The organism is Enterobacter sp. MF024 (assembly GCF_005843915.1).
In the GTDB taxonomy this organism is placed as follows: domain Bacteria; phylum Pseudomonadota; class Gammaproteobacteria; order Enterobacterales; family Enterobacteriaceae; genus Enterobacter; species Enterobacter barmai.
This window is the reverse complement of the sequence record NZ_VCBB01000013.1, coordinates 77296-94632: the sequence shown is the minus strand read 5'-3', so window position 1 is coordinate 94632 and position 17337 is coordinate 77296. Positions and strand designations below refer to the sequence as shown.

General features: G+C 57.0%; 18 protein-coding genes and 1 pseudogene. 15 read left to right on the top strand and 4 right to left on the bottom strand.

Features of this window, described 5'->3' with window-relative positions; all coding sequences use genetic code 11:
* Positions 1-149 precede the first annotated feature (149 nt).
* Both FFB58_RS18540 and FFB58_RS18535 read left to right on the top strand, forming a co-directional pair.
* Entirely contained in the window at positions 150-2924 is a 2775-nt protein-coding gene (locus FFB58_RS18540) for an autotransporter outer membrane beta-barrel domain-containing protein (protein ID WP_138370646.1), read from the top strand.
* Positions 2925-2989: 65 nt separating this feature from the next.
* Entirely contained in the window at positions 2990-3616 is a 627-nt protein-coding gene (locus tag FFB58_RS18535) for a helix-turn-helix domain-containing protein (protein WP_039031460.1), read from the top strand.
* Between the two features lie 3 nt (positions 3617-3619).
* Here the strand turns inward: FFB58_RS18535 and ampH are convergent, their stop codons facing one another.
* On the bottom strand, positions 3620-4777 hold the full coding sequence (ampH, locus tag FFB58_RS18530) for a D-alanyl-D-alanine-carboxypeptidase/endopeptidase AmpH (RefSeq protein WP_039031461.1): 1158 nt from the start codon (positions 4775-4777) through the stop codon (positions 3620-3622).
* A 287-nt stretch (positions 4778-5064) separates the two neighbouring features.
* Between ampH and sbmA the strand changes: the two genes are divergently transcribed.
* Both sbmA and FFB58_RS18520 read left to right on the top strand, forming a co-directional pair.
* Positions 5065-6285 carry a peptide antibiotic transporter SbmA gene (gene sbmA, locus FFB58_RS18525; protein ID WP_138370645.1) on the top strand — a complete coding sequence of 407 codons (1221 nt, stop codon included), beginning with the start codon at positions 5065-5067 and terminating at the stop codon, positions 6283-6285.
* 14 nt (positions 6286-6299) lie between these two features.
* Positions 6300-7400, top strand: a complete 1101-nt coding sequence (locus FFB58_RS18520; RefSeq protein WP_138370644.1) for a DUF1615 domain-containing protein — start codon at positions 6300-6302, stop codon at positions 7398-7400.
* Here FFB58_RS18520 and FFB58_RS18515 read toward each other — a convergent pair.
* Positions 7397-7699, bottom strand: a complete 303-nt coding sequence (locus FFB58_RS18515) for a DUF2755 family protein (RefSeq protein ID WP_039031464.1) — start codon at positions 7697-7699, stop codon at positions 7397-7399. The genes FFB58_RS18520 and FFB58_RS18515 overlap by 4 nt on opposite strands.
* Before the next feature lie 246 nt (positions 7700-7945).
* On the opposite strand from FFB58_RS18515, the gene FFB58_RS18510 reads away from it, so the two are divergent.
* Positions 7946-8164, top strand: a complete 219-nt coding sequence (locus FFB58_RS18510) for a DUF2754 domain-containing protein (RefSeq protein ID WP_039031465.1) — start codon at positions 7946-7948, stop codon at positions 8162-8164.
* On the opposite strand, the gene ddlA is transcribed toward FFB58_RS18510, so the two are convergent.
* Complete coding sequence (ddlA, locus tag FFB58_RS18505; RefSeq protein ID WP_138370643.1) at positions 8161-9261, bottom strand: D-alanine--D-alanine ligase; 1101 nt, start codon at positions 9259-9261, stop codon at positions 8161-8163. The two genes, FFB58_RS18510 and ddlA, sit on opposite strands and share 4 nt — an antisense overlap.
* A gap of 106 nt (positions 9262-9367) precedes the next feature.
* On the opposite strand from ddlA, the gene FFB58_RS18500 reads away from it, so the two are divergent.
* The 6 genes and pseudogenes from FFB58_RS18500 (at position 9368) to adrA (ending at position 13997) form a co-directional block, all read left to right on the top strand.
* Positions 9368-10087, top strand: a complete 720-nt coding sequence (locus FFB58_RS18500) for an extensin family protein (RefSeq protein ID WP_052246231.1) — start codon at positions 9368-9370, stop codon at positions 10085-10087.
* 133 nt (positions 10088-10220) lie between these two features.
* On the top strand, positions 10221-11444 hold the full coding sequence (locus FFB58_RS18495) for a multidrug efflux MFS transporter (protein WP_039031466.1): 1224 nt from the start codon (positions 10221-10223) through the stop codon (positions 11442-11444).
* A gap of 239 nt (positions 11445-11683) precedes the next feature.
* Positions 11684-11944 carry an anti-adapter protein IraP gene (gene iraP, locus FFB58_RS18490; RefSeq protein WP_039031467.1) on the top strand — a complete coding sequence of 87 codons (261 nt, stop codon included), beginning with the start codon at positions 11684-11686 and terminating at the stop codon, positions 11942-11944.
* 98 nt (positions 11945-12042) lie between these two features.
* Positions 12043-12317: pseudogene (locus tag FFB58_RS18485) on the top strand (alkaline phosphatase); the annotation flags it as partial.
* Between the two features lie 153 nt (positions 12318-12470).
* A complete protein-coding gene (gene psiF / locus FFB58_RS18480; protein WP_039031469.1) occupies positions 12471-12791 on the top strand; it encodes a phosphate starvation-inducible protein PsiF in 321 nt (106 codons plus the stop codon).
* 105 nt (positions 12792-12896) lie between these two features.
* A complete protein-coding gene (gene adrA / locus FFB58_RS18475; protein WP_138370678.1) occupies positions 12897-13997 on the top strand; it encodes a diguanylate cyclase AdrA in 1101 nt (366 codons plus the stop codon).
* 14 nt (positions 13998-14011) lie between these two features.
* Here adrA and proC read toward each other — a convergent pair whose 3' ends face one another.
* Positions 14012-14821 carry a pyrroline-5-carboxylate reductase gene (gene proC / locus FFB58_RS18470; protein ID WP_039031470.1) on the bottom strand — a complete coding sequence of 270 codons (810 nt, stop codon included), beginning with the start codon at positions 14819-14821 and terminating at the stop codon, positions 14012-14014.
* An 86-nt stretch (positions 14822-14907) separates the two neighbouring features.
* Between proC and FFB58_RS18465 the strand changes: the two genes are divergently transcribed.
* From FFB58_RS18465 to FFB58_RS18450, 4 genes are all read left to right on the top strand, one after another.
* Positions 14908-15366 carry a YaiI/YqxD family protein gene (locus FFB58_RS18465; RefSeq protein WP_138370642.1) on the top strand — a complete coding sequence of 153 codons (459 nt, stop codon included), beginning with the start codon at positions 14908-14910 and terminating at the stop codon, positions 15364-15366.
* A gap of 274 nt (positions 15367-15640) precedes the next feature.
* Positions 15641-16165 carry a shikimate kinase AroL gene (gene aroL, locus FFB58_RS18460; RefSeq protein ID WP_138370641.1) on the top strand — a complete coding sequence of 175 codons (525 nt, stop codon included), beginning with the start codon at positions 15641-15643 and terminating at the stop codon, positions 16163-16165.
* 46 nt (positions 16166-16211) lie between these two features.
* Positions 16212-16403 carry a protein YaiA gene (yaiA, locus tag FFB58_RS18455; protein ID WP_039031473.1) on the top strand — a complete coding sequence of 64 codons (192 nt, stop codon included), beginning with the start codon at positions 16212-16214 and terminating at the stop codon, positions 16401-16403.
* Between the two features lie 225 nt (positions 16404-16628).
* Positions 16629-17306, top strand: coding sequence for an AroM family protein (locus FFB58_RS18450; RefSeq protein WP_138370640.1), 678 nt, complete (start codon positions 16629-16631; stop codon positions 17304-17306).
* The last annotated feature ends 31 nt before the right edge of the window (positions 17307-17337 follow it).

Genomic DNA, 17337 nt, shown 5'->3' with positions numbered 1-17337 from the left:
AAAAGTGACTCTTTTATTTTGTCTGTTTCCGGACTTAATTGCCGCATTCATTGAACTATTTTCTTTCGAGACTGCATAATTCGCCTCGCAATATATTTGCACTGTATTTACGGACAAACTTGCTTACGTCCCTGAGGAGGGATGACCCAATGCAAACATGGAAAAAGAAATTTGTTGTATCTCAACTTGCATTAGCCTGCACGCTGGCTATCGCTTCTCAGGCCAATGCAAAGGATATTTCTGGTACCACTTACAACACCTTTGGTTACGATAATACCGCCACCTCGGCCTGGTATAATGGATATTCCGACTGGAATGACTCTTCCGCGGCACACGATGGCGATATCTATCCTGTCATCAACAAGTCCACGGTGAACGGCGTGATTTCAACGTACTACCTGGACGACGGCGCGGGCGGTCGTGCCAACGCGCTGTCTGTCTCCAACAGCACCATTAACGGGATGATCACCTCGAAGTGCATGACCACTGAATGTGCCAGCGGCCTGAATTCAGACGGCACGACGCACCAGCAGTACGACCGTTTTGCGCTGACGGTGGACAATACCACCATCAACGATACCTATGAGCATTACGCTTACGACGTGGTAAGCGGCAGCAGCACGACCACCACCTACTGGGATACCTACGCGCTGGGGAATGCCATCACCCTCGACGTGGAGTCGGACATTGTTATTCAGAACAACTCCCGCGTGGCCGGTATCACCCTGACCCAGGGCTATCACCAGCTCGATAACACCCCGTATGACGCGGTCACCGGCATTGAGGACAACGGCCACGTCTTTACCAACACCCTGCAGGTGAAAGATTCTGTCGTCACTTCAGGCGCCTACAGCGATCTGGGCACCAGCGGTTTTTATGGTCAGTCGGCAAAACCGAGCGATTATGGCGAAAACAACGCCACGGCCTCGGATGATGCGGCGCTGATCGTCACCGCCAGCAGCGCGGATAACGCCATGCGCACCACGGCGAACTTCGATCGCTCCACCCTGACCGGCGATGTGCTGTTCACCAGCACCTTCGACAACAACTTCTATCCGAATGGCGATCCGGCCACCGATACCACCGCTGACGGCGTCTACAACCCGACCACCAACGGCTGGGACGGTACCGACAAACTGGATCTGACCCTGACCAACGGCAGCAAATGGGTCGGCGCGGCAGTCTCCAGCGTGGAGGCGATCGGGCCGGGTCAGATGTACGGTCAGGGCTACAGCAGCGTCGACTGGCGTGCGCTGTCGCCAAACAGCGTCTGGCCAGCCTCAACGTTCAACAGCAACGGCCATCTGGTGGGTAATCAGGTTTACCAGAGCGGTCTGTTCAACGTCGCGCTGGATAATGGCTCAGAGTGGGATACCCGTAAGCAGTCCAACATCGATACCCTGACCGTTAACAACCGCTCGCAGGTTAACGTCGAGAGCTCCGGCCTGCTGGCTGACAGCATCACCCTGACCAACCGCTCGTCGATGAACATCGGCGATTCCGGTGACGTGGCGACCGACAGCCTCTATCTCGACAGCGCCAGCCGGCTCACCCTGACTCAGGAAACCGCCGGGCTGTACGCCAACACCATTACCGTTGATAACCAGGCTGAACTGGCGCTGGGTCTGGGCCAGGTGGATACCCACAGAATGGTGCTGACCGACGGCGGCGTGCTCAACGTTGCCAGCCGCGATTACGTGTTCAATTCCGATCTGAACAACGCCCGCTATGTCTCTGACGATATCCACCATGCTGAGTACGATTACGGGGTGATTGCCCTCAATTCCGACGGGCATCTGGCGGTGAACGGTGAAGTCTCCGGTAACTACAACGTGCGTCTGGATAACGCGACCGGGGCAGGTTCAGTTGCCGACTATAACAATAATGAGATCGTTCGCGTTTACGACAACAACGCGGATACCCGGTTTAGCTTTACCGCGGCCAATAAAGCGGATCTCGGTGCTTACACTTACCAGGCGCAGCAGCAGGGCGACACCGTGGTGCTGCATCAGGAGCGTCTGACCGATTACGCCAACATGGCCCTGAGCATTCCATCAGCCAACACCAATATCTGGCATCTGCAGCAGGATGCGCTCTCTACCCGTCTGACCAACAGCCGTCACGGCCTGAAGGATAACGGCGGCGCGTGGGTAAGCCTTGTCGGCGGTAACTTCGACGGCGATAACGGCACGATCCACTACGATCAGGACGTCAGCGGCATCATGGTGGGTCTCGATACCTGGATTGATGGCAACAACGCCGACTGGATCTTCGGTGCGGCAGCGGGCTTTGCCAAAGGCGATATGAGCGATCGTACCGGCCAGGTGGATCAGGACAGCCAGACCGCCATGGTCTACTCCGCGGCGCGCTTTGAGAACGCTATCTTCCTCGACAGCTCCCTGAGCTACTCGCGCTTCAATAACGATCTCTCTGCGACCATGAGTGATGGCAAGTACGTCGATGGCAACACCACGACCGATGCCTGGGGCTTTGGCCTGAAGCTGGGCTACGACTGGAAACCGAACAATGCCGGTTACCTGACCCCGTACGCGGCTATCTCCGGGCTGTTCCAGTCTGGCGACGACTACCGTCTGAGCAACGATATGCGCGTGGGCAGCCAGTCTTACGACAGCATGCGTTATGAGGCCGGTTTCGACGCGGGTTACACCTTCGGTTATGGCGACGATCAGGCGCTGACGCCGTTCTTCAAACTGGCGTACGTCTATGATGATGCCGGTGAAGATGCGCGCGTGAACGGCGACAACATCGACAACGGCGTGAAAGGCTCTGCGGTTCGCGTGGGGCTGGGGACGCAGTTCAGCTTCACCAAACACTTCAGTGCTTACACTGATGCGACTTACCTGGGTGGGGGTGATGTCGATCAGAACTGGGGCGCAAACCTGGGTGTGAAATACACCTGGTAATACGTCTGATGCGGGGAGGCTTGCCTCCCCGTTTTTTAGCTCAGTTAAGGATGACCTGAGGCCTCATGAACCGTTATGCAAAACCCATTTCTGAGTTCTCCCGACTTGAACATTGCCTGGCGTCGCACAGCACGCCATTCAAACTTCCCGCAATGCATCCTCTCTTCGGGGAGGGCGATCGAGAAAATGACAACGCAGTGGTGCTGCAGTCGGGCACGCTCAGTATTCATCGTCAGCAGGACGACCTGCTGATAGAGATTGTTGCCGCGCCTTATATCTTCGGGCTCAATGCCGGCATGATGGGCTGCAGCACCGAATATCTGCTGGTGACGCAATCGCCCTGTACCGGTTTCTGGCTGCCTGCGGCGAGTGCCCGCCAGCTGATTCAACAGGCCGGACTGTGGTCCGACGCCTTCTGCTGGCTCTCCTGGCACCACCGCATGATGGAGATCCGCGATAAACAGCTGGTAGGCAATAACTCCTACAGCCAGATCCGCTCCACGCTGCTGGACATGGCCCAGTGGGACGAGGGACTGCGGATGCGGGTGGGGGTGATGAACTACATTCAGCGCCGCACGCGCATTTCGCGTTCGGTGGTGGCAGAAGTGCTGGCGGCGCTGCGGCAGGGGAACTACATCATGATGGAAAGGGGCAAACTGATCGGTATCAACCATTTGCCCGCTGAATATTAAGCCTCAGGATGCCGGAATAACCTGCGGTTTGTTCTCGCTCAGCTCCACCACCAGCTGGTTAACGCCGTCGCTCATGTTGACGAAACGCGTGAGCGGCGAGCGCGTCACCACCACGAATACCCCCACGTTAGACTGCGGGATCATCGCCATATAGGTGATGAATCCGCCGCCACCGCCGGTTTTCTGGATAATTCCCGGACGACCATTTTTCGGCGACATATAGACCCAGCCAAGGCCCAGCGCGTCCGCGCGGCCCGGCACATCCATCCCGATCACCCGCGTTAACTGGCTGCGCTGATAGATCAGGGTCTGCATTCTGTCGGCCTGGTTGCTGCGCGAATAGAAATCCGAGGAGAGGAACTGCTGCATCCAGCGCATCATGTCACCCGGCGTGGAGTAAACCCCGCCGCTGCCCACTGCCGCCAGAGTGTTGTTACACGGGCTGGCCCCTTTTTCCGCCACCATCAGGCGTTTGCACTGATCGGGGGAGGGGGTAAAGGTGGTGTCTTTCATCCCCAGCGGACGGGTGATCTGCTCTTCGAACAGCTGCGCATAGGGCTTGCCGGCGGCGTTGCCCAGCGCGTCGGCCAGCAGGTCAAACGCCAGGTTGGAGTAGGCGGCCTGCGTGCCCGGCGTCGATTTCAGGGTCGCCGTCGACAGCCAGTTCCAGCGCTGATCCCGGGTTGGCCAGACGAAGACCGGACGATGCGCCGCGCCGCCCGGCTGTTCGCGCGGCAGGGCGCTGGTGTGGGTGGCGAGGTTGACGAGCGTAATCGGCGCGCCCTGATAGGTCGGCACGCGAGCCCCCGGCGGGGCATATTTACTTAACGGATCGTTGAGCCTGACCACGCCCTGATCGAGCAGTTTTACCAGCATCTCGCTGGTCATTAATTTGGTCAGGGAGGCGATGCGCACCACCGAATCCAGCTGCGGGTGAACGTTGTTGCCCGGGCGCGTTTCGCCAAAGCTGCGGAACACGCGCTGGTTGCCGTCAATCGCTACCAGAGCCATCCCCGTTGCGCCACTGCCGTAAAAAATATGATTTGCGTAGCGATCAACCACATCAGAGGCAAAAGCCGGATCGGCGATCGGCTCGACAGCCTGCACGCTGGTGAGGCTGGCCGCATACAGCGCGGCGGAGAGGAACAGACAACGTTTCAACGAAAGTATCCATGAAGTGAATGAAAAAAGTATGCGTATTTATACTACTAATCGGCGTATTGCAAAGGCCTGAACAGCATAACGATAGCGTGAAAAACGTAACCATGGGTAAATACGAACAATTTCGTGATTACCGATCTCATGTTTTGTGACATTGCGCTTATGATACCTGTCAGATTCATTCACTTTTCCGCGCGGGTGGCGGGTGACGGCGAACTAAAACCAGGCCGACAGGTCTGATAATCCGTCGTGCACAGCAGTAAAGATAACAACCAGAAGGAAGCGTTATGTTTAAGTCGTTTTTCCCAAAACCGGGACCCTTTTTTCTCTCGGCCTTTATTTGGGCTCTGATCGCAGTCATTTTCTGGCAGGCGGGTGGTGGGGCCTGGATTGAGCGTCTGGTCGGCGCTACCGGCGATGTACCCATCAGCGCGGCGCGTTTCTGGTCGCGCAGCTACCTGCTCTTTTATGCTTACTATGCGATCTGCGTCGGGGCGTTTGCCCTGTTCTGGTTTGTCTACTCACCGCACCGCTGGCAGTACTGGTCGATTCTTGGCACCGCGCTGATTATCTTCGTCACCTGGTTTCTGGTGGAAGTGGGGGTGGCGGTCAACGCCTGGTACGCGCCGTTCTATGATCTGATCCAGACCGCGCTCAGCTCGCCGCATAAGGTCACCATCAACCAGTTTTATCACGAGGTAGGCATTTTCCTTGGCATCGCGCTGATCGCTGTAATTATCGGCGTGATGAATAACTTCTTCGTCAGCCACTACGTGTTCCGCTGGCGTACCGCGATGAACGAACACTATATGGCCCACTGGCAGCAGCTGCGCCATATCGAAGGTGCCGCCCAGCGTGTGCAGGAAGACACCATGCGCTTTGCCTCCACCCTGGAGGATATGGGCGTGAGTTTTATCAACGCTATCATGACCCTGATCGCCTTCCTGCCGGTGCTGGTGACCCTGTCGGCACACGTGCCGGATCTGCCGATTGTCGGCCATCTGCCGTATGGCCTGGTGATCGCCGCGATTGTCTGGTCGCTGATGGGGACCGGTCTGCTGGCGGTGGTCGGGATCAAGCTGCCGGGGCTGGAGTTTAAAAACCAGCGCGTCGAAGCGGCCTACCGTAAAGAGCTGGTCTATGGCGAAGACGATGCCAGCCGCGCCTCGCCGCCGACGGTGCGCGAGCTGTTCGGCGCGGTGCGCCGGAACTACTTCCGTCTCTATTTCCACTACATGTACTTCAACATTGCCCGCATCCTCTACCTGCAGGTGGATAACGTTTTCGGTTTGTTCCTGCTGTTCCCGTCGATTGTGGCCGGTACCATTACGCTCGGTCTGATGACGCAAATCACTAACGTGTTCGGTCAGGTACGCGGCTCGTTCCAGTATCTGATCAGCTCGTGGACCACGCTGGTGGAGCTGATGTCCATCTATAAACGTTTGCGCAGTTTTGAACGTGAGCTGGACGGTCAGGATCTACAGGAAGTTACCCATACGTTAGGTTAATACAGGGAGTGTCTATGTCTTTTACCGTACCGCGCGCGTTACCCCTTTCACTGCTTGCCGTCCTGGTGCTGGCCGGGTGTGCTGAGAAAGGGGCGGCGCCGCTGAAAAAGGGCGAAAAGCCCGTCGACGTGGCAAGCGTGGTGCGGCAAAAAATGCCTGCCACGGTAAAAGACCGGGACCAGTGGGCCTCGGCGCTGGCGAAAACCTTTGAGAGCCAGAAGATCGCCCCCACCGAGGAGAACATCTGCTCGGTGCTGGCGGTGGCGCAGCAGGAGTCCCTGTATCAGTCCGACCCGGCGGTGCCGGGGCTGAACAAAATCGCCTGGAAAGAGATCGACCGGCGCGCCGAAAAGCTGCACATCCCGACGTTCCTGGTGCATACCGCATTGAAAATCACCTCCCCGAACGGCAAAAGCTACAGCGAGCGGCTGGATGCGGTGAAAACCGAGAAGCAGCTGAGCGCCATCTTCGATGACATGATCGGTACGGTGCCAATGGGGCAGACCCTGTTTGGCTCGCTTAACCCGGTGCATACCGGCGGGCCAATGCAGGTGAGTATCGCCTTTGCTGAAAAGCATACCGACGGCTATCCGTGGAAAATCGAAAACACGGTTCGCCAGGAGGTCTTCTCCCTGCGCGGCGGACTCTGGTTTGGCACCTACCATCTGCTGAACTACCCCACCAGCTATACGGTGCCGCTCTACCGCTTTGCTGACTTTAACGCTGGCTGGTATGCCAGCCGCAATGCAGCGTTCCAGAATGCCGTCAGCCGCGCCAGCGGCGTGAAGCTGGCGCTGGATGGCGACCTGATTGTCTATGGCAGCAACGAGGCAGGCAAAACGGAGCTGGCGGTGCGCAAGCTGGCCAGCAAGCTGGATATGAGCGAGAGCGAAATTCGTCAGCAGCTGAGAAAGGGCGACAGCCTGGCGTTTGAGAAAACTGAACTGTATGAGCGGGTGTATAAACTGGCGGAGCAGAAGAGCGGAAAGACGTTACCGAGGGCGATGCTGCCGGGGATCCAGCTTGAGAGTCCGAAAATCACCCGCAATCTGACCACGGCCTGGTTTGCCCAGCGCGTTGACGATCGCCGGGCGAAATGTATGGCGCTGAATTAACGGTAGCGGCGCCAGCGCACCACGACGGCAACGGCGCCTAACACTACCAGACCGACAAGGAAGGGGATCAGTCCGAAGACGGTGCCGACGCCCAGGCCAATTTCAACCCGCGGACGGCCGCTGTCTTCGACCTGCATCAGATGTTCGTAGACCCCTGGTGCATGCACCAGAATGTTCAGCAATTGCGAACCTGCCCAGAAGCAGAACAGCACGAACAGCGCGTAAGCAATATTACCCGCCGTGGAGGTTTTGGGTTGTCTGGTGCTGAAGATGGGCTTCGGCATAGTGAAGTCTGCCATAAATACCTCCGAGTGTTCTGCCTGGCTATGTGCCTGTTGTACACGCCAAGTTTGACAGCACATTGCCGTTGTCAATATCGGAATGATGGTAATTTGGCCTGGGGAATTCTCCTGGTTTACCAATTTCTGCCGCGCATCACAGATTTTTTACTTAAGTGAAATTCACTCTCATTTCAGATTTTCCGCATACGCCGCAGACCTGGCGACAAAACTGTGCGAGGATAGATTTTTTCTTCTGGAGCGACCATGAAACTGCCTGCCAAAATTCGCCGTGACTGGCACTTCTATGCTTTTGCTATTGGGCTGATCTTTATTCTGAATGGGGTGGTAGGACTGCTGGGCTTCGAAGCAAAGGGCTGGCAAACCTATGCGGTGGGGCTGGTGACCTGGGTGGTCAGCTTCTGGCTGGCGGGGTTTATCATTCGCCGCCGCCCGGAAGAGACGACGGCGAACGACGCGGATTAACCGCTCACTGATATCTGCAGCGCGCTGTCAGCGGCATGCCGCTCCAGCGCCAGTTCAATCAGGCGGGTGATTAAATCCGGATAGCTCAGGCCGCTGGCCTGCCACAGTTTCGGGTACATGCTGATGTTGGTGAAGCCGGGCAGGGTGTTGATCTCGTTGATCACCACGCTGTTATCCGCCGTTAAGAAGACGTCGACGCGCGCCATGCCGCGGCAGCCCAGCGCCTGATAGGCTTCGATGGCAATCGCGCGGATCGCGTCGTTAACCTCAGCATCCAGCGCCGCAGGGACCACCACCTGTGCGCCCTTGTCATCGATGTATTTGGTGTCGTAAGAGTAGAACTCGCTGTTCAGCACCACTTCGCCGCAGGTGCTGGCCTGCGGAAAATCATTGCCCAGCACCGCACACTCAATCTCACGCCCTTTAATTCCCTGCTCAACCACCACTTTGTGATCGAAGGTGAACGCCAGACGCACCGCTTCGCTGAACTGCGCTTCGCTGTTCACCTTGCTGACGCCAACGGAAGAGCCCTGGTTAGCCGGCTTGACGAACAGCGGCAGGCCAAAGCGGGCGCTGAGATCGGCAAAGGTGTGTTGCTCGCGGTTGGCGCGGGTGAGGGTGACAAACGGCGCCACGTTCAGCCCGGCATCGCGCAGCAGGCGTTTGGTGACGTCTTTATCCATACAGGCGGCGGAACCGAGCACATCGGAGCCGACGAACGGCAGGTTGGCCATGCGCAGCATCCCCTGCAGGGAGCCATCTTCGCCCAGCGTGCCGTGGACAATCGGGAAGATAACGTCGAGCTGTGAAAGCGTCTGGCCGGTGCCGGCGTCGATCAGTTGGCCCTGTACTACGCCCGGTACGGTGGCAACGCTGATTTCAGACGGGTTCAGCGCAATGTGCGCCGGATCGTCAGCGTTGAGCAGATAGCCCTGCTCGTCGTTAATGTGCCACTGGCCCTGTTTATCAATACCCAACAGCACGACTTCAAAGCGGCTCTTATCAATCGCGTTAACGATATTTTTGGCCGATTGCAGCGACACTTCGTGCTCTGCTGATTTTCCCCCAAAGACAATACCTACCCGCAACTTCGCCATCACTTCGTTCATCCACTCTGACTCAAAACGCTTACCATATCACGATGCCCGGCGGGATTCGCCGCCTTCTGCCATAATGTTTTTGACACATCGCAAAGGGGGGTGAGTGAAAGGAAAAAGCCTGATTATCTGTCTGATACTGATTGTTGCGGCTGTGGCGGGCTATCGCTGGCTGCCGTCTTATTACAATCCTTTCGCGCCGCTCACCCTCGACGATCCCCCCGGCACCCTGACCCAGTTTAAGCTCCGTCGCCTGACGCCTGAGCATTGTGACGTGCTGCTGGCCCAGGCCAATGCGCGGCAGCTGATCCGCACCCAGGCGGTGGCCGACAGCACGGGAGAGTGTCCGTTGAGCGACGTGGTGCGGGTGCGCAGTTTTGGTCACGTCAGCCTCAGCAGCAGCTTTATCGCCAGCTGCCCGCTGGCGCTCAGTACGGCGCTGTTCGTTGATCAACAGGCCCGACCGCTGACCCAAAGCCTGATGGGAAGCAGCCTTTCGCGCATCGACCATTTCGGCAGTTTTGCCTGCCGGAACATTTATCACCGTCCCAACGCCCGGCGCAGCGAGCATGCCACCGCCGAGGCGCTGGACATCAGCGGATTTACCCTGGAAAACGGTCAGCGAATTTCGGTCCTGCGCGGCTGGAAGAACGCCCGAACCGAACCCTGGCTGCGGGCGCTGCTCAGCGCCAGCTGCGGCTACTTCGGCAATGCCCTCGGCCCGGATTACAACGCCGCCCACGCCAACCATTTTCACCTGGGAATGCGCGGTTTTGGCTACTGCCCGCAAAGCATAAATCACCAGCAAAAAGGCGAAAATATGTGACATATTTCACAAATATGATGACTGGGAAGATAAAACACCGAAGTCGCGTCAGGCGCATCTCTGACAACTAACGGCGCAACGTAACTTGCTAATCTGATAACGAATTTACGTAATATGAAGACAGTACCCGCCTATGGAATCGTGGAAGGTTAACCTCATCTCGGTCTGGTTTGGTTGTTTTTTCACCGGCCTTGCCATCAGTCAGATTTTGCCGTTTTTGCCGCTGTATGTGTCTCAGCTTGGCGTCTCGTCCCACGAGGCGCTGTCGATGTGGTCAGGGCTGGTCTTCAGCGTCACGTTTCTGGTGTCGGCCATCGTCTCGCCCATGTGGGGCAGCCTGGCGGACCGCAAAGGGCGCAAGCTGATGCTGCTGCGCGCCTCGCTGGGGATGGCGATTGCCATCCTGCTGCAGGCGTTTGCCACCAACGTCTGGCAACTGTTCCTGCTGCGCGCCCTGATGGGGCTCACCTCCGGCTATATTCCGAATGCGATGGCGCTGGTGGCCTCCCAGGTGCCCCGGGAGCGTAGCGGCTGGGCCATCAGCACTCTGTCGACGGCGCAGATCAGCGGGGTGATTGGCGGTCCGCTGATGGGCGGATTCCTGGCTGACCACGTGGGGCTGCGCGCGGTGTTCGTCATCACCGCCGTCCTGCTGGTGATCAGTTTTCTGGTGACGCTGTTTCTGATTAAAGAGGGGGCGCGCCCGACCGTGAGCAAGGCGGAGCGGCTGAGCGGCAAGGCGGTATTTGCCTCGCTCCCTTATCCGGGGCTGATGATCAGCCTGTTCGTCACCACCATGGTGATCCAGCTCTGCAACGGCTCGGTGGGGCCGATCCTCGCCCTGTTTATTCAGTCGATGGCGCCCGAGAGTAACAATATTGCCTTCCTCAGCGGGATGATTGCCGCCGTGCCGGGGATTTCTGCGTTAATGTCCGCTCCACGGCTCGGCAAACTCGGGGATCGCATCGGCACGGGCCGTATTCTGATGGCGACGCTTATCGTGGCGGTGGTGCTCTTTTTCGCCATGTCCTTTGTCACCACCCCGTTGCAGCTTGGCGTGCTGCGCTTTTTACTCGGCTTTGCTGATGGCGCCATGCTGCCCGCCGTGCAGACCCTGCTGATCAAGTACTCCAGCGATCGGGTCACCGGGCGCATCTTCGGCTATAACCAGTCGTTTATGTATCTGGGGAACGTGGCCGGTCCGCTGATGGGGGCCGCGGTTTCGGCGATGGCCGGATTCCGCTGGGTATTTGCCGCCACCGCGGTGGTGGTGCTGGTGAATATTCTGCAACTGGCATGGGCGATGCGCCAGCGCCGCCTGCGGGAAGCCCGGACTCAGGCGGCAAAGCGTCTTTAATGTTGTTGTATAATATAGTGTGATCTGACCGCCATTATCATAAATGTGAAATGGCGGTTCTTCATTTTAATTATTCTGCTAAGAAAGAATTAAATTTAATTTAAAGCACGTCTTATCACGCACCCAGAGATACTATTTTATGATGCATGTGGGGTTTGCTTAAAAATAGTACTTTTACCCACTTTGCAAGCATCAGACATAATGATAACGTCGAAAAAAACTGATAAGGAAATAGCGCTGTGAAAAATCTCATTGCAGAGTTGTTGGTGAAGCTGGCAGAAAAGGAAGAAGAGTCAAAAGAGCTGGTGGCTCAGGTTGAGGCACTGGAAATTGTGGTCACCGCACTGTTACGCCAGATGGCGCAAAGCGATCAGCAGGCGTTGATCAAAAGCGTTGAAGGCGCGCTGGATGAGGCCCGACCAGATGCGGAGGTACCGGCCCAGGATAGCGAGATGCTGCAGCAATACGTAAAAAAGCTGCTACGGCACCCGCGCAGCTGAACGGTTATCTGACTTAAGTTATTGTCATAGAAACGTCACGTCGGTTGCCTGTAGTCGCTCTGTTTTATTTTTCATGTATTTCTCCATGGAGAAAATAAGTGAAACAGAGCGCATTTTATATTGCATTACACCCTCTGCTGTTTACCCCCACTATTTATGCTGAAAATGTTGCATCCACTACGGTACTTGATAATCGTGCTGCCCAGGGGATATCACCTGGCCCGGCGGGGCTCGTCGTTTGACGGAAGTTGAGACCGCCGTAATTCGCGCGTCATTAAATGATAAGCCAGCCCAAAATATAATTCTGCTGATTGGCGACGGAATGGTCGATTCCGAAATAACCGCGGAACGAAATTATGCCGAAGGGGCAGGCGCGTGCAGGCTCAGGCCCGTGGCTATCAGTTGGTGAGCGATGCCGCATCAGGGCTGATATAAACTGGCTGCCCGACGGGAAAATATCCCGCCGGGTGGTTTTTTTATCAACACGGACCAGACTTAAGGAGATCATTCACAGAAGGAAAGTGCTATGAAAATCACACTGCTGGTCACGCTGCTCCTTGGGCTGTTTTCTCTCACCCCGGCGGGGGCGCAGGATAAACAGCTCACCCCGCAGCAGCAACGCATGACTACCTGCAACCAACAGGCGACCGCCCAGGCGCTGAAAGGCGACTCCCGTAAGACCTACATGAGCGATTGCCTGAAAAACGCCTCTTCTAAACCCAACGAAAAAAGCCTGACGCCGCAACAGCAAAGAATGCGTGAATGTAACTCCCAGGCGACGCAACAATCGCTCAAAGGCGATGACCGTAATAAGTTCATGAGCGCCTGCCTGAAGAAAACCGGCTAGTTCAAAAGGGTGAGCGCTTCGTCTGGCTCACCCGAAATATCATACTTAGCGCCAGATAAGCCTTTCTATAATTTGGGAAAATACTATTGAGTATTCCCAATGCCCATGAATGATGAGAACTTTTACACTAAAGCCTATGCCCGTGAGGGTATAAACCAGGCGCGATCCGCGGATGAACATCACCGCGAAGGCATCCGTCTGGCCCGCCGGTTACGTTTACCCCGTGCTGTGGGTCTGGCTATTCTTTTCTTCCCGATTGGCAGCATGCTGGCCGCACTGCCGGCGAACGGCCTCTGGTGGCTACTGCTGGTGGGGTGGGCGTTCGTCTGGCCGCACCTGGCCTGGCAATTAGCGATGCGCTCGGCGGATCCTCATCATAATGAGATGTTCAACCTCAAAATTGACGCCATTATGGCCGGGGTGTGGATTGGGCTGATGGGCTTCAACGCCATGCCCAGCGCGGCGCTGATCATGATGATGAGCATGAACCTGATGGGCGTGGGGGGCATCCGGCTTTACGCCACAGGCGCGTTAATGACCGCGCTGTCGGCGCTGGTAACCCTGCAAATGATGCACGTGCCGCTGGCCTTCGTCAGCGCCCCGCTGGAAATCTGGCTCGCGCTGCCGGTCATTGTGGGTTATCCGATGCTGTTTGCCTGGGTCAGTTTCCATACTACCAACAGTCTGGTGGAGCATAAGCGGCGGCTGGAGCTGATGAGCACGCTGGACGGGATGACAGGGGTATTTAACCGTCGCCACTGGGAAGTGCTGCTGCGCACGGAGTTTGAAAACTGCCGTCGCTACCACCGGAGTGCGACGATGCTGCTGATCGACATCGATCACTTTAAGGGCATTAACGACACCTGGGGCCACGACGTCGGCGATCAGGCCATTATCGCCGTGACCCGCCAGCTTCAGCTGACATTACGCGCCAGCGATATGATCGGCCGTTTTGGCGGGGATGAGTTCGCGGTGATCATGAGCGGGACGCCTGCGGAAAGCGCCATTGCGGCGATGTCGCGGGTCCATGAACGGCTGGCGGAACTGCGCCTGCCGGGTGCGCCGCAGGTAAAGCTGTGCATCAGCGTCGGGGTTGCGCCGCTAACGACGTCGATGGTGCATTACCAGGAGTGGCTGAAAGCGGCGGATATCGCACTCTATAAAGCGAAAAATGCCGGACGGAACCGCACCGAGGTGGCCGCATAACGTCCGGCTATGGATCAGGATTTGCTCAGCAGCTCTGATTTTTCCATGCACTTATTCATGGCTTCAATGACGGCTGCGCGGAATCCGCGCTCTTCCAGCACCCGCACCGCTTCAATGGTGGTGCCGCCCGGTGAGCAGACCATATCTTTCAGTTCGCCGGGATGTTTGCCGGTCTCCAGCACCATTTTGGCTGAACCCATCACCGCCTGCGCAGCAAACTTATAAGCCTGCGCGCGCGGCATCCCGCCCAGCACCGCCGCATCCGCCATCGCTTCGATAAACATGAACACGTAGGCGGGCGCCGAACCGCTGACGCCCACCACCGGGTGGATCATCGCCTCGGCAATCACTTCGGCTTCCCCGAAGCAGCGGAAAATATTGACCACATCGGCAACTTCTTCCGTCGTCACCAGCGCGTTAGGGGTGATGGAGGTCATGCCTGCTTTCACCAGCGACGGCGTGTTTGGCATCGCGCGGACGATTTTACGGTCGTGGCCCAGGGCGCGCGCCAGCTGGTCGAGGGTGACGCCTGCCGCGATAGAGACCACCAGGGTCTCTTTATTCAGGCTGGAGGTGATGTCGCTCAGGACTTTGACCATCATGTTCGGCTTTACCGCCCCGAAGACGATATCGGCCACCTGCGCCACTTCCTGGGCGCTCTGCGCAGCGTTGATCCCGTACTGGTCGTGCAGGGCGGCGACCTTGTCCGGCGACGGGGTGTAGACCCAAATCTGACCCGGCAGCACCTGACCGCTGGCAATCAGTCCGCCGAGAATGGCTTTGCCCATATTACCGCAGCCGATAAAACCGATTTTCTTCTCCATCACGTCTCCCTCTTAAACTTTGTTATGATTGTCGAACTTTAGCCTATCAGGTTTTGTTACGCAGCATTATATGCCGGAGAGAGAAGATGGCGATTTGGGTGGATGCCGATGCGTGTCCGAATGTGATTAAAGAGATCCTGTTTCGCGCCGCCGAGCGCGTTCAGATGCCGCTGACTCTGGTGGCGAATCAGAACCTGCGCGTGCCGCCGTCCCGCTTTATCCGCTCCCTGCGCGTTCCGGCCGGTTTTGACGTGGCCGATAACGAAATCGTGCGCCTGTGCAGCGCGGAGGATCTGGTGATCACCGCCGACATTCCGCTGGCGGCGGAAGTGCTGGAGAAAGGGGCGGCTGCCCTCAACCCGCGCGGCGAACGTTACTCCCCGTCCACCATCCGCGAAAAGCTGACGATGCGTGATTTTATGGACACCATGCGCGCCAGCGGCGTGCAGACCGGTGGGCCGGATAGCCTCTCCCAGCGCGACAGGCAGCTGTTTGCCGCCGAGCTGGATAAATGGCTGCTGGAAGTGAAGCGCCGCCAGGGTTAATCATCACTGCGACATATGTTTTGGTCATTATTACCCCAGTCCGGGGTTGTCAACGGCGGGTGGGTTCAGGTAAGGTGGGCGCACCGGCTAGTGCCATCATTTCTTTACAGGTTCTTTCCTTGATATTTCTGGAGTTGACTGAAATGTCAGTTAAAAGCCACGCCTGATGTAATAATTTTTTTACGGTTAACGTGTGTACTAGCTTAATGGTATCATTGCACTCTTTTCGACTTCACGTCCCGCACGTCTGCGGCATCAAGGGGAACACCTGGTCATGACCCAGCCTATTTTTTTAATTGGCCCCCGCGGCTGTGGCAAAACCACCGTCGGTCTTGAACTGGCTCGTCTGTGCCAGAGTGAATTTGTCGATACCGACCACTGGCTGCAGACCCAGGCCGGTCAGAGCATCGCCGACATTGTTGAGCAGGAAGGGTGGGAGAGTTTTCGCGCCCGTGAGACGGCCACTCTCGAAGCGGTAACGGCGGGCTCCGGCATTATCGCTACCGGCGGCGGCATTATTTTGTCTGCCTACAACCGTCAGTTTATGCGCGAAAAGGGCATTGTGATTTACCTTTGCGCCCCCGTCCCGGTGCTGGTGGAGCGCCTTGAGGCCTCCCCGGAAGAGGGACAGCGTCCAACCCTGACCGGCAAACCCATCAGCGAAGAGGTGAGCGCGGTGCTGGCAGAGCGTGACGCGCTCTATCGCGAAGCCGCGCATCATGTGGTGGACGCATCGCTTGCGCCTGAAGACGTGGTGCAAAATATCGTCGCTGCGCTGCATCTGGCATGCGCCAGCTAACTGATGTCTATACTGATAGTTCAGCCAACCAAAAAAAGGATGAACTATGCCAACCAGACCTCCCTATCCGCGTGAAGCCCGTATCGTTGCCGTTGAAAAAGGTGCGACGGGCCAGACCGTAACCTGGTATCAGCTGCGCGCCGACCACCCGAAACCGGATTCGCTCATCAGCGAGCATGAAACGGAGCAGGAAGCGCAGGATGCCAAAGTCCGTTACGAAGACCCCGATAAGTCCTGATAAAAATCTGAAAGCATAAAGAACCGTACGGTAATCACATTTTTAACAAAGCGTAAACATCAATCGGAGGGTAATGTTCAGGGTTTACAGACACATTGTGTCAGGCTCGCGGATCTTTACATTCCAGCACCCTAAAGTGCTGCTACGCTTTTCAGCACTTTTTCTGAACAGCGAAGTGAGCCTGTATCTGTGTCACGGTAGTGATGGTTAAGAAAGGCGAGAACAATGAAGGCGACGTTGGCGATCCTCACGATTGGGGTAGTCCCGGTAAGCGAAATATTACCGCTCTTAACAGAGCATATTTCTGAACAACAGATTACGCATTACAGTCTGCTCGGTACGCTGAGCCGGGAAGAGGTCATGGAAGACTACGCCCCTGAACGGGGTGAGGCGCGGCTGCCAGTTCTGCTCAGCGACGGGAAGCTGGGCCACGTCTCGCTGCCAAAGATCGAGCGAGGCCTGCAAAGCGTGATTGAAGTGCTCGATAACCAGGATTATGAGGTGATCCTGCTGATGAGCACGGCCCCCATCACCGGGCTTGTCGCCCGCAACGCGATCCTGCTTGAGCCGATGCGGATCATTCCCCCGCTGGTCGGATCCATTGTCGACAGCCATCAGGTGGGGGTGATCGTCCCGATGGATGAGCTGCTGGAGAACCAGTCGAAAAAATGGCAGGGTCTGTCCAACGCGCCGCTCCTCGCCGTAGCCAATCCCTTCTGGGACAGCGAAAACAGACTCATCGATGCCGGACGCGATCTGCTCGATCGCGGCGCGGACGTTCTGATGCTCGATTGTCTCGGTTTCCATCAGCATCACCGCGATTTACTGCAAAAAAATCTGGATGTGCCGGTGCTGCTGTCAAACGTGCTGGTAGCCCGGCTGGCCTCGGAATTGCTGGTCTGATGATTTTGCGTGACAGGCATGGAGTGTCACC

Coding starts and splice junctions, on each gene's coding strand:
- ddlA (WP_138370643.1), bottom strand. CDS start 9,261: ATGGCGAAGTTGCGGGTAGGTATTGTCTTTGGGGGAAAATCAGCAGAG.
- aroL (WP_138370641.1), top strand. CDS start 15,641: ATGACCCAGCCTATTTTTTTAATTGGCCCCCGCGGCTGTGGCAAAACC.
- FFB58_RS18495 (WP_039031466.1), top strand. CDS start 10,221: ATGGAATCGTGGAAGGTTAACCTCATCTCGGTCTGGTTTGGTTGTTTT.
- psiF (WP_039031469.1), top strand. CDS start 12,471: ATGAAAATCACACTGCTGGTCACGCTGCTCCTTGGGCTGTTTTCTCTC.
- FFB58_RS18520 (WP_138370644.1), top strand. CDS start 6,300: ATGTCTTTTACCGTACCGCGCGCGTTACCCCTTTCACTGCTTGCCGTC.
- yaiA (WP_039031473.1), top strand. CDS start 16,212: ATGCCAACCAGACCTCCCTATCCGCGTGAAGCCCGTATCGTTGCCGTT.
- FFB58_RS18535 (WP_039031460.1), top strand. CDS start 2,990: ATGAACCGTTATGCAAAACCCATTTCTGAGTTCTCCCGACTTGAACAT.
- FFB58_RS18540 (WP_138370646.1), top strand. CDS start 150: ATGCAAACATGGAAAAAGAAATTTGTTGTATCTCAACTTGCATTAGCC.
- FFB58_RS18515 (WP_039031464.1), bottom strand. CDS start 7,699: ATGGCAGACTTCACTATGCCGAAGCCCATCTTCAGCACCAGACAACCC.
- proC (WP_039031470.1), bottom strand. CDS start 14,821: ATGGAGAAGAAAATCGGTTTTATCGGCTGCGGTAATATGGGCAAAGCC.
- adrA (WP_138370678.1), top strand. CDS start 12,897: ATGAATGATGAGAACTTTTACACTAAAGCCTATGCCCGTGAGGGTATA.
- FFB58_RS18450 (WP_138370640.1), top strand. CDS start 16,629: ATGAAGGCGACGTTGGCGATCCTCACGATTGGGGTAGTCCCGGTAAGC.
- FFB58_RS18510 (WP_039031465.1), top strand. CDS start 7,946: ATGAAACTGCCTGCCAAAATTCGCCGTGACTGGCACTTCTATGCTTTT.
- sbmA (WP_138370645.1), top strand. CDS start 5,065: ATGTTTAAGTCGTTTTTCCCAAAACCGGGACCCTTTTTTCTCTCGGCC.
- FFB58_RS18465 (WP_138370642.1), top strand. CDS start 14,908: ATGGCGATTTGGGTGGATGCCGATGCGTGTCCGAATGTGATTAAAGAG.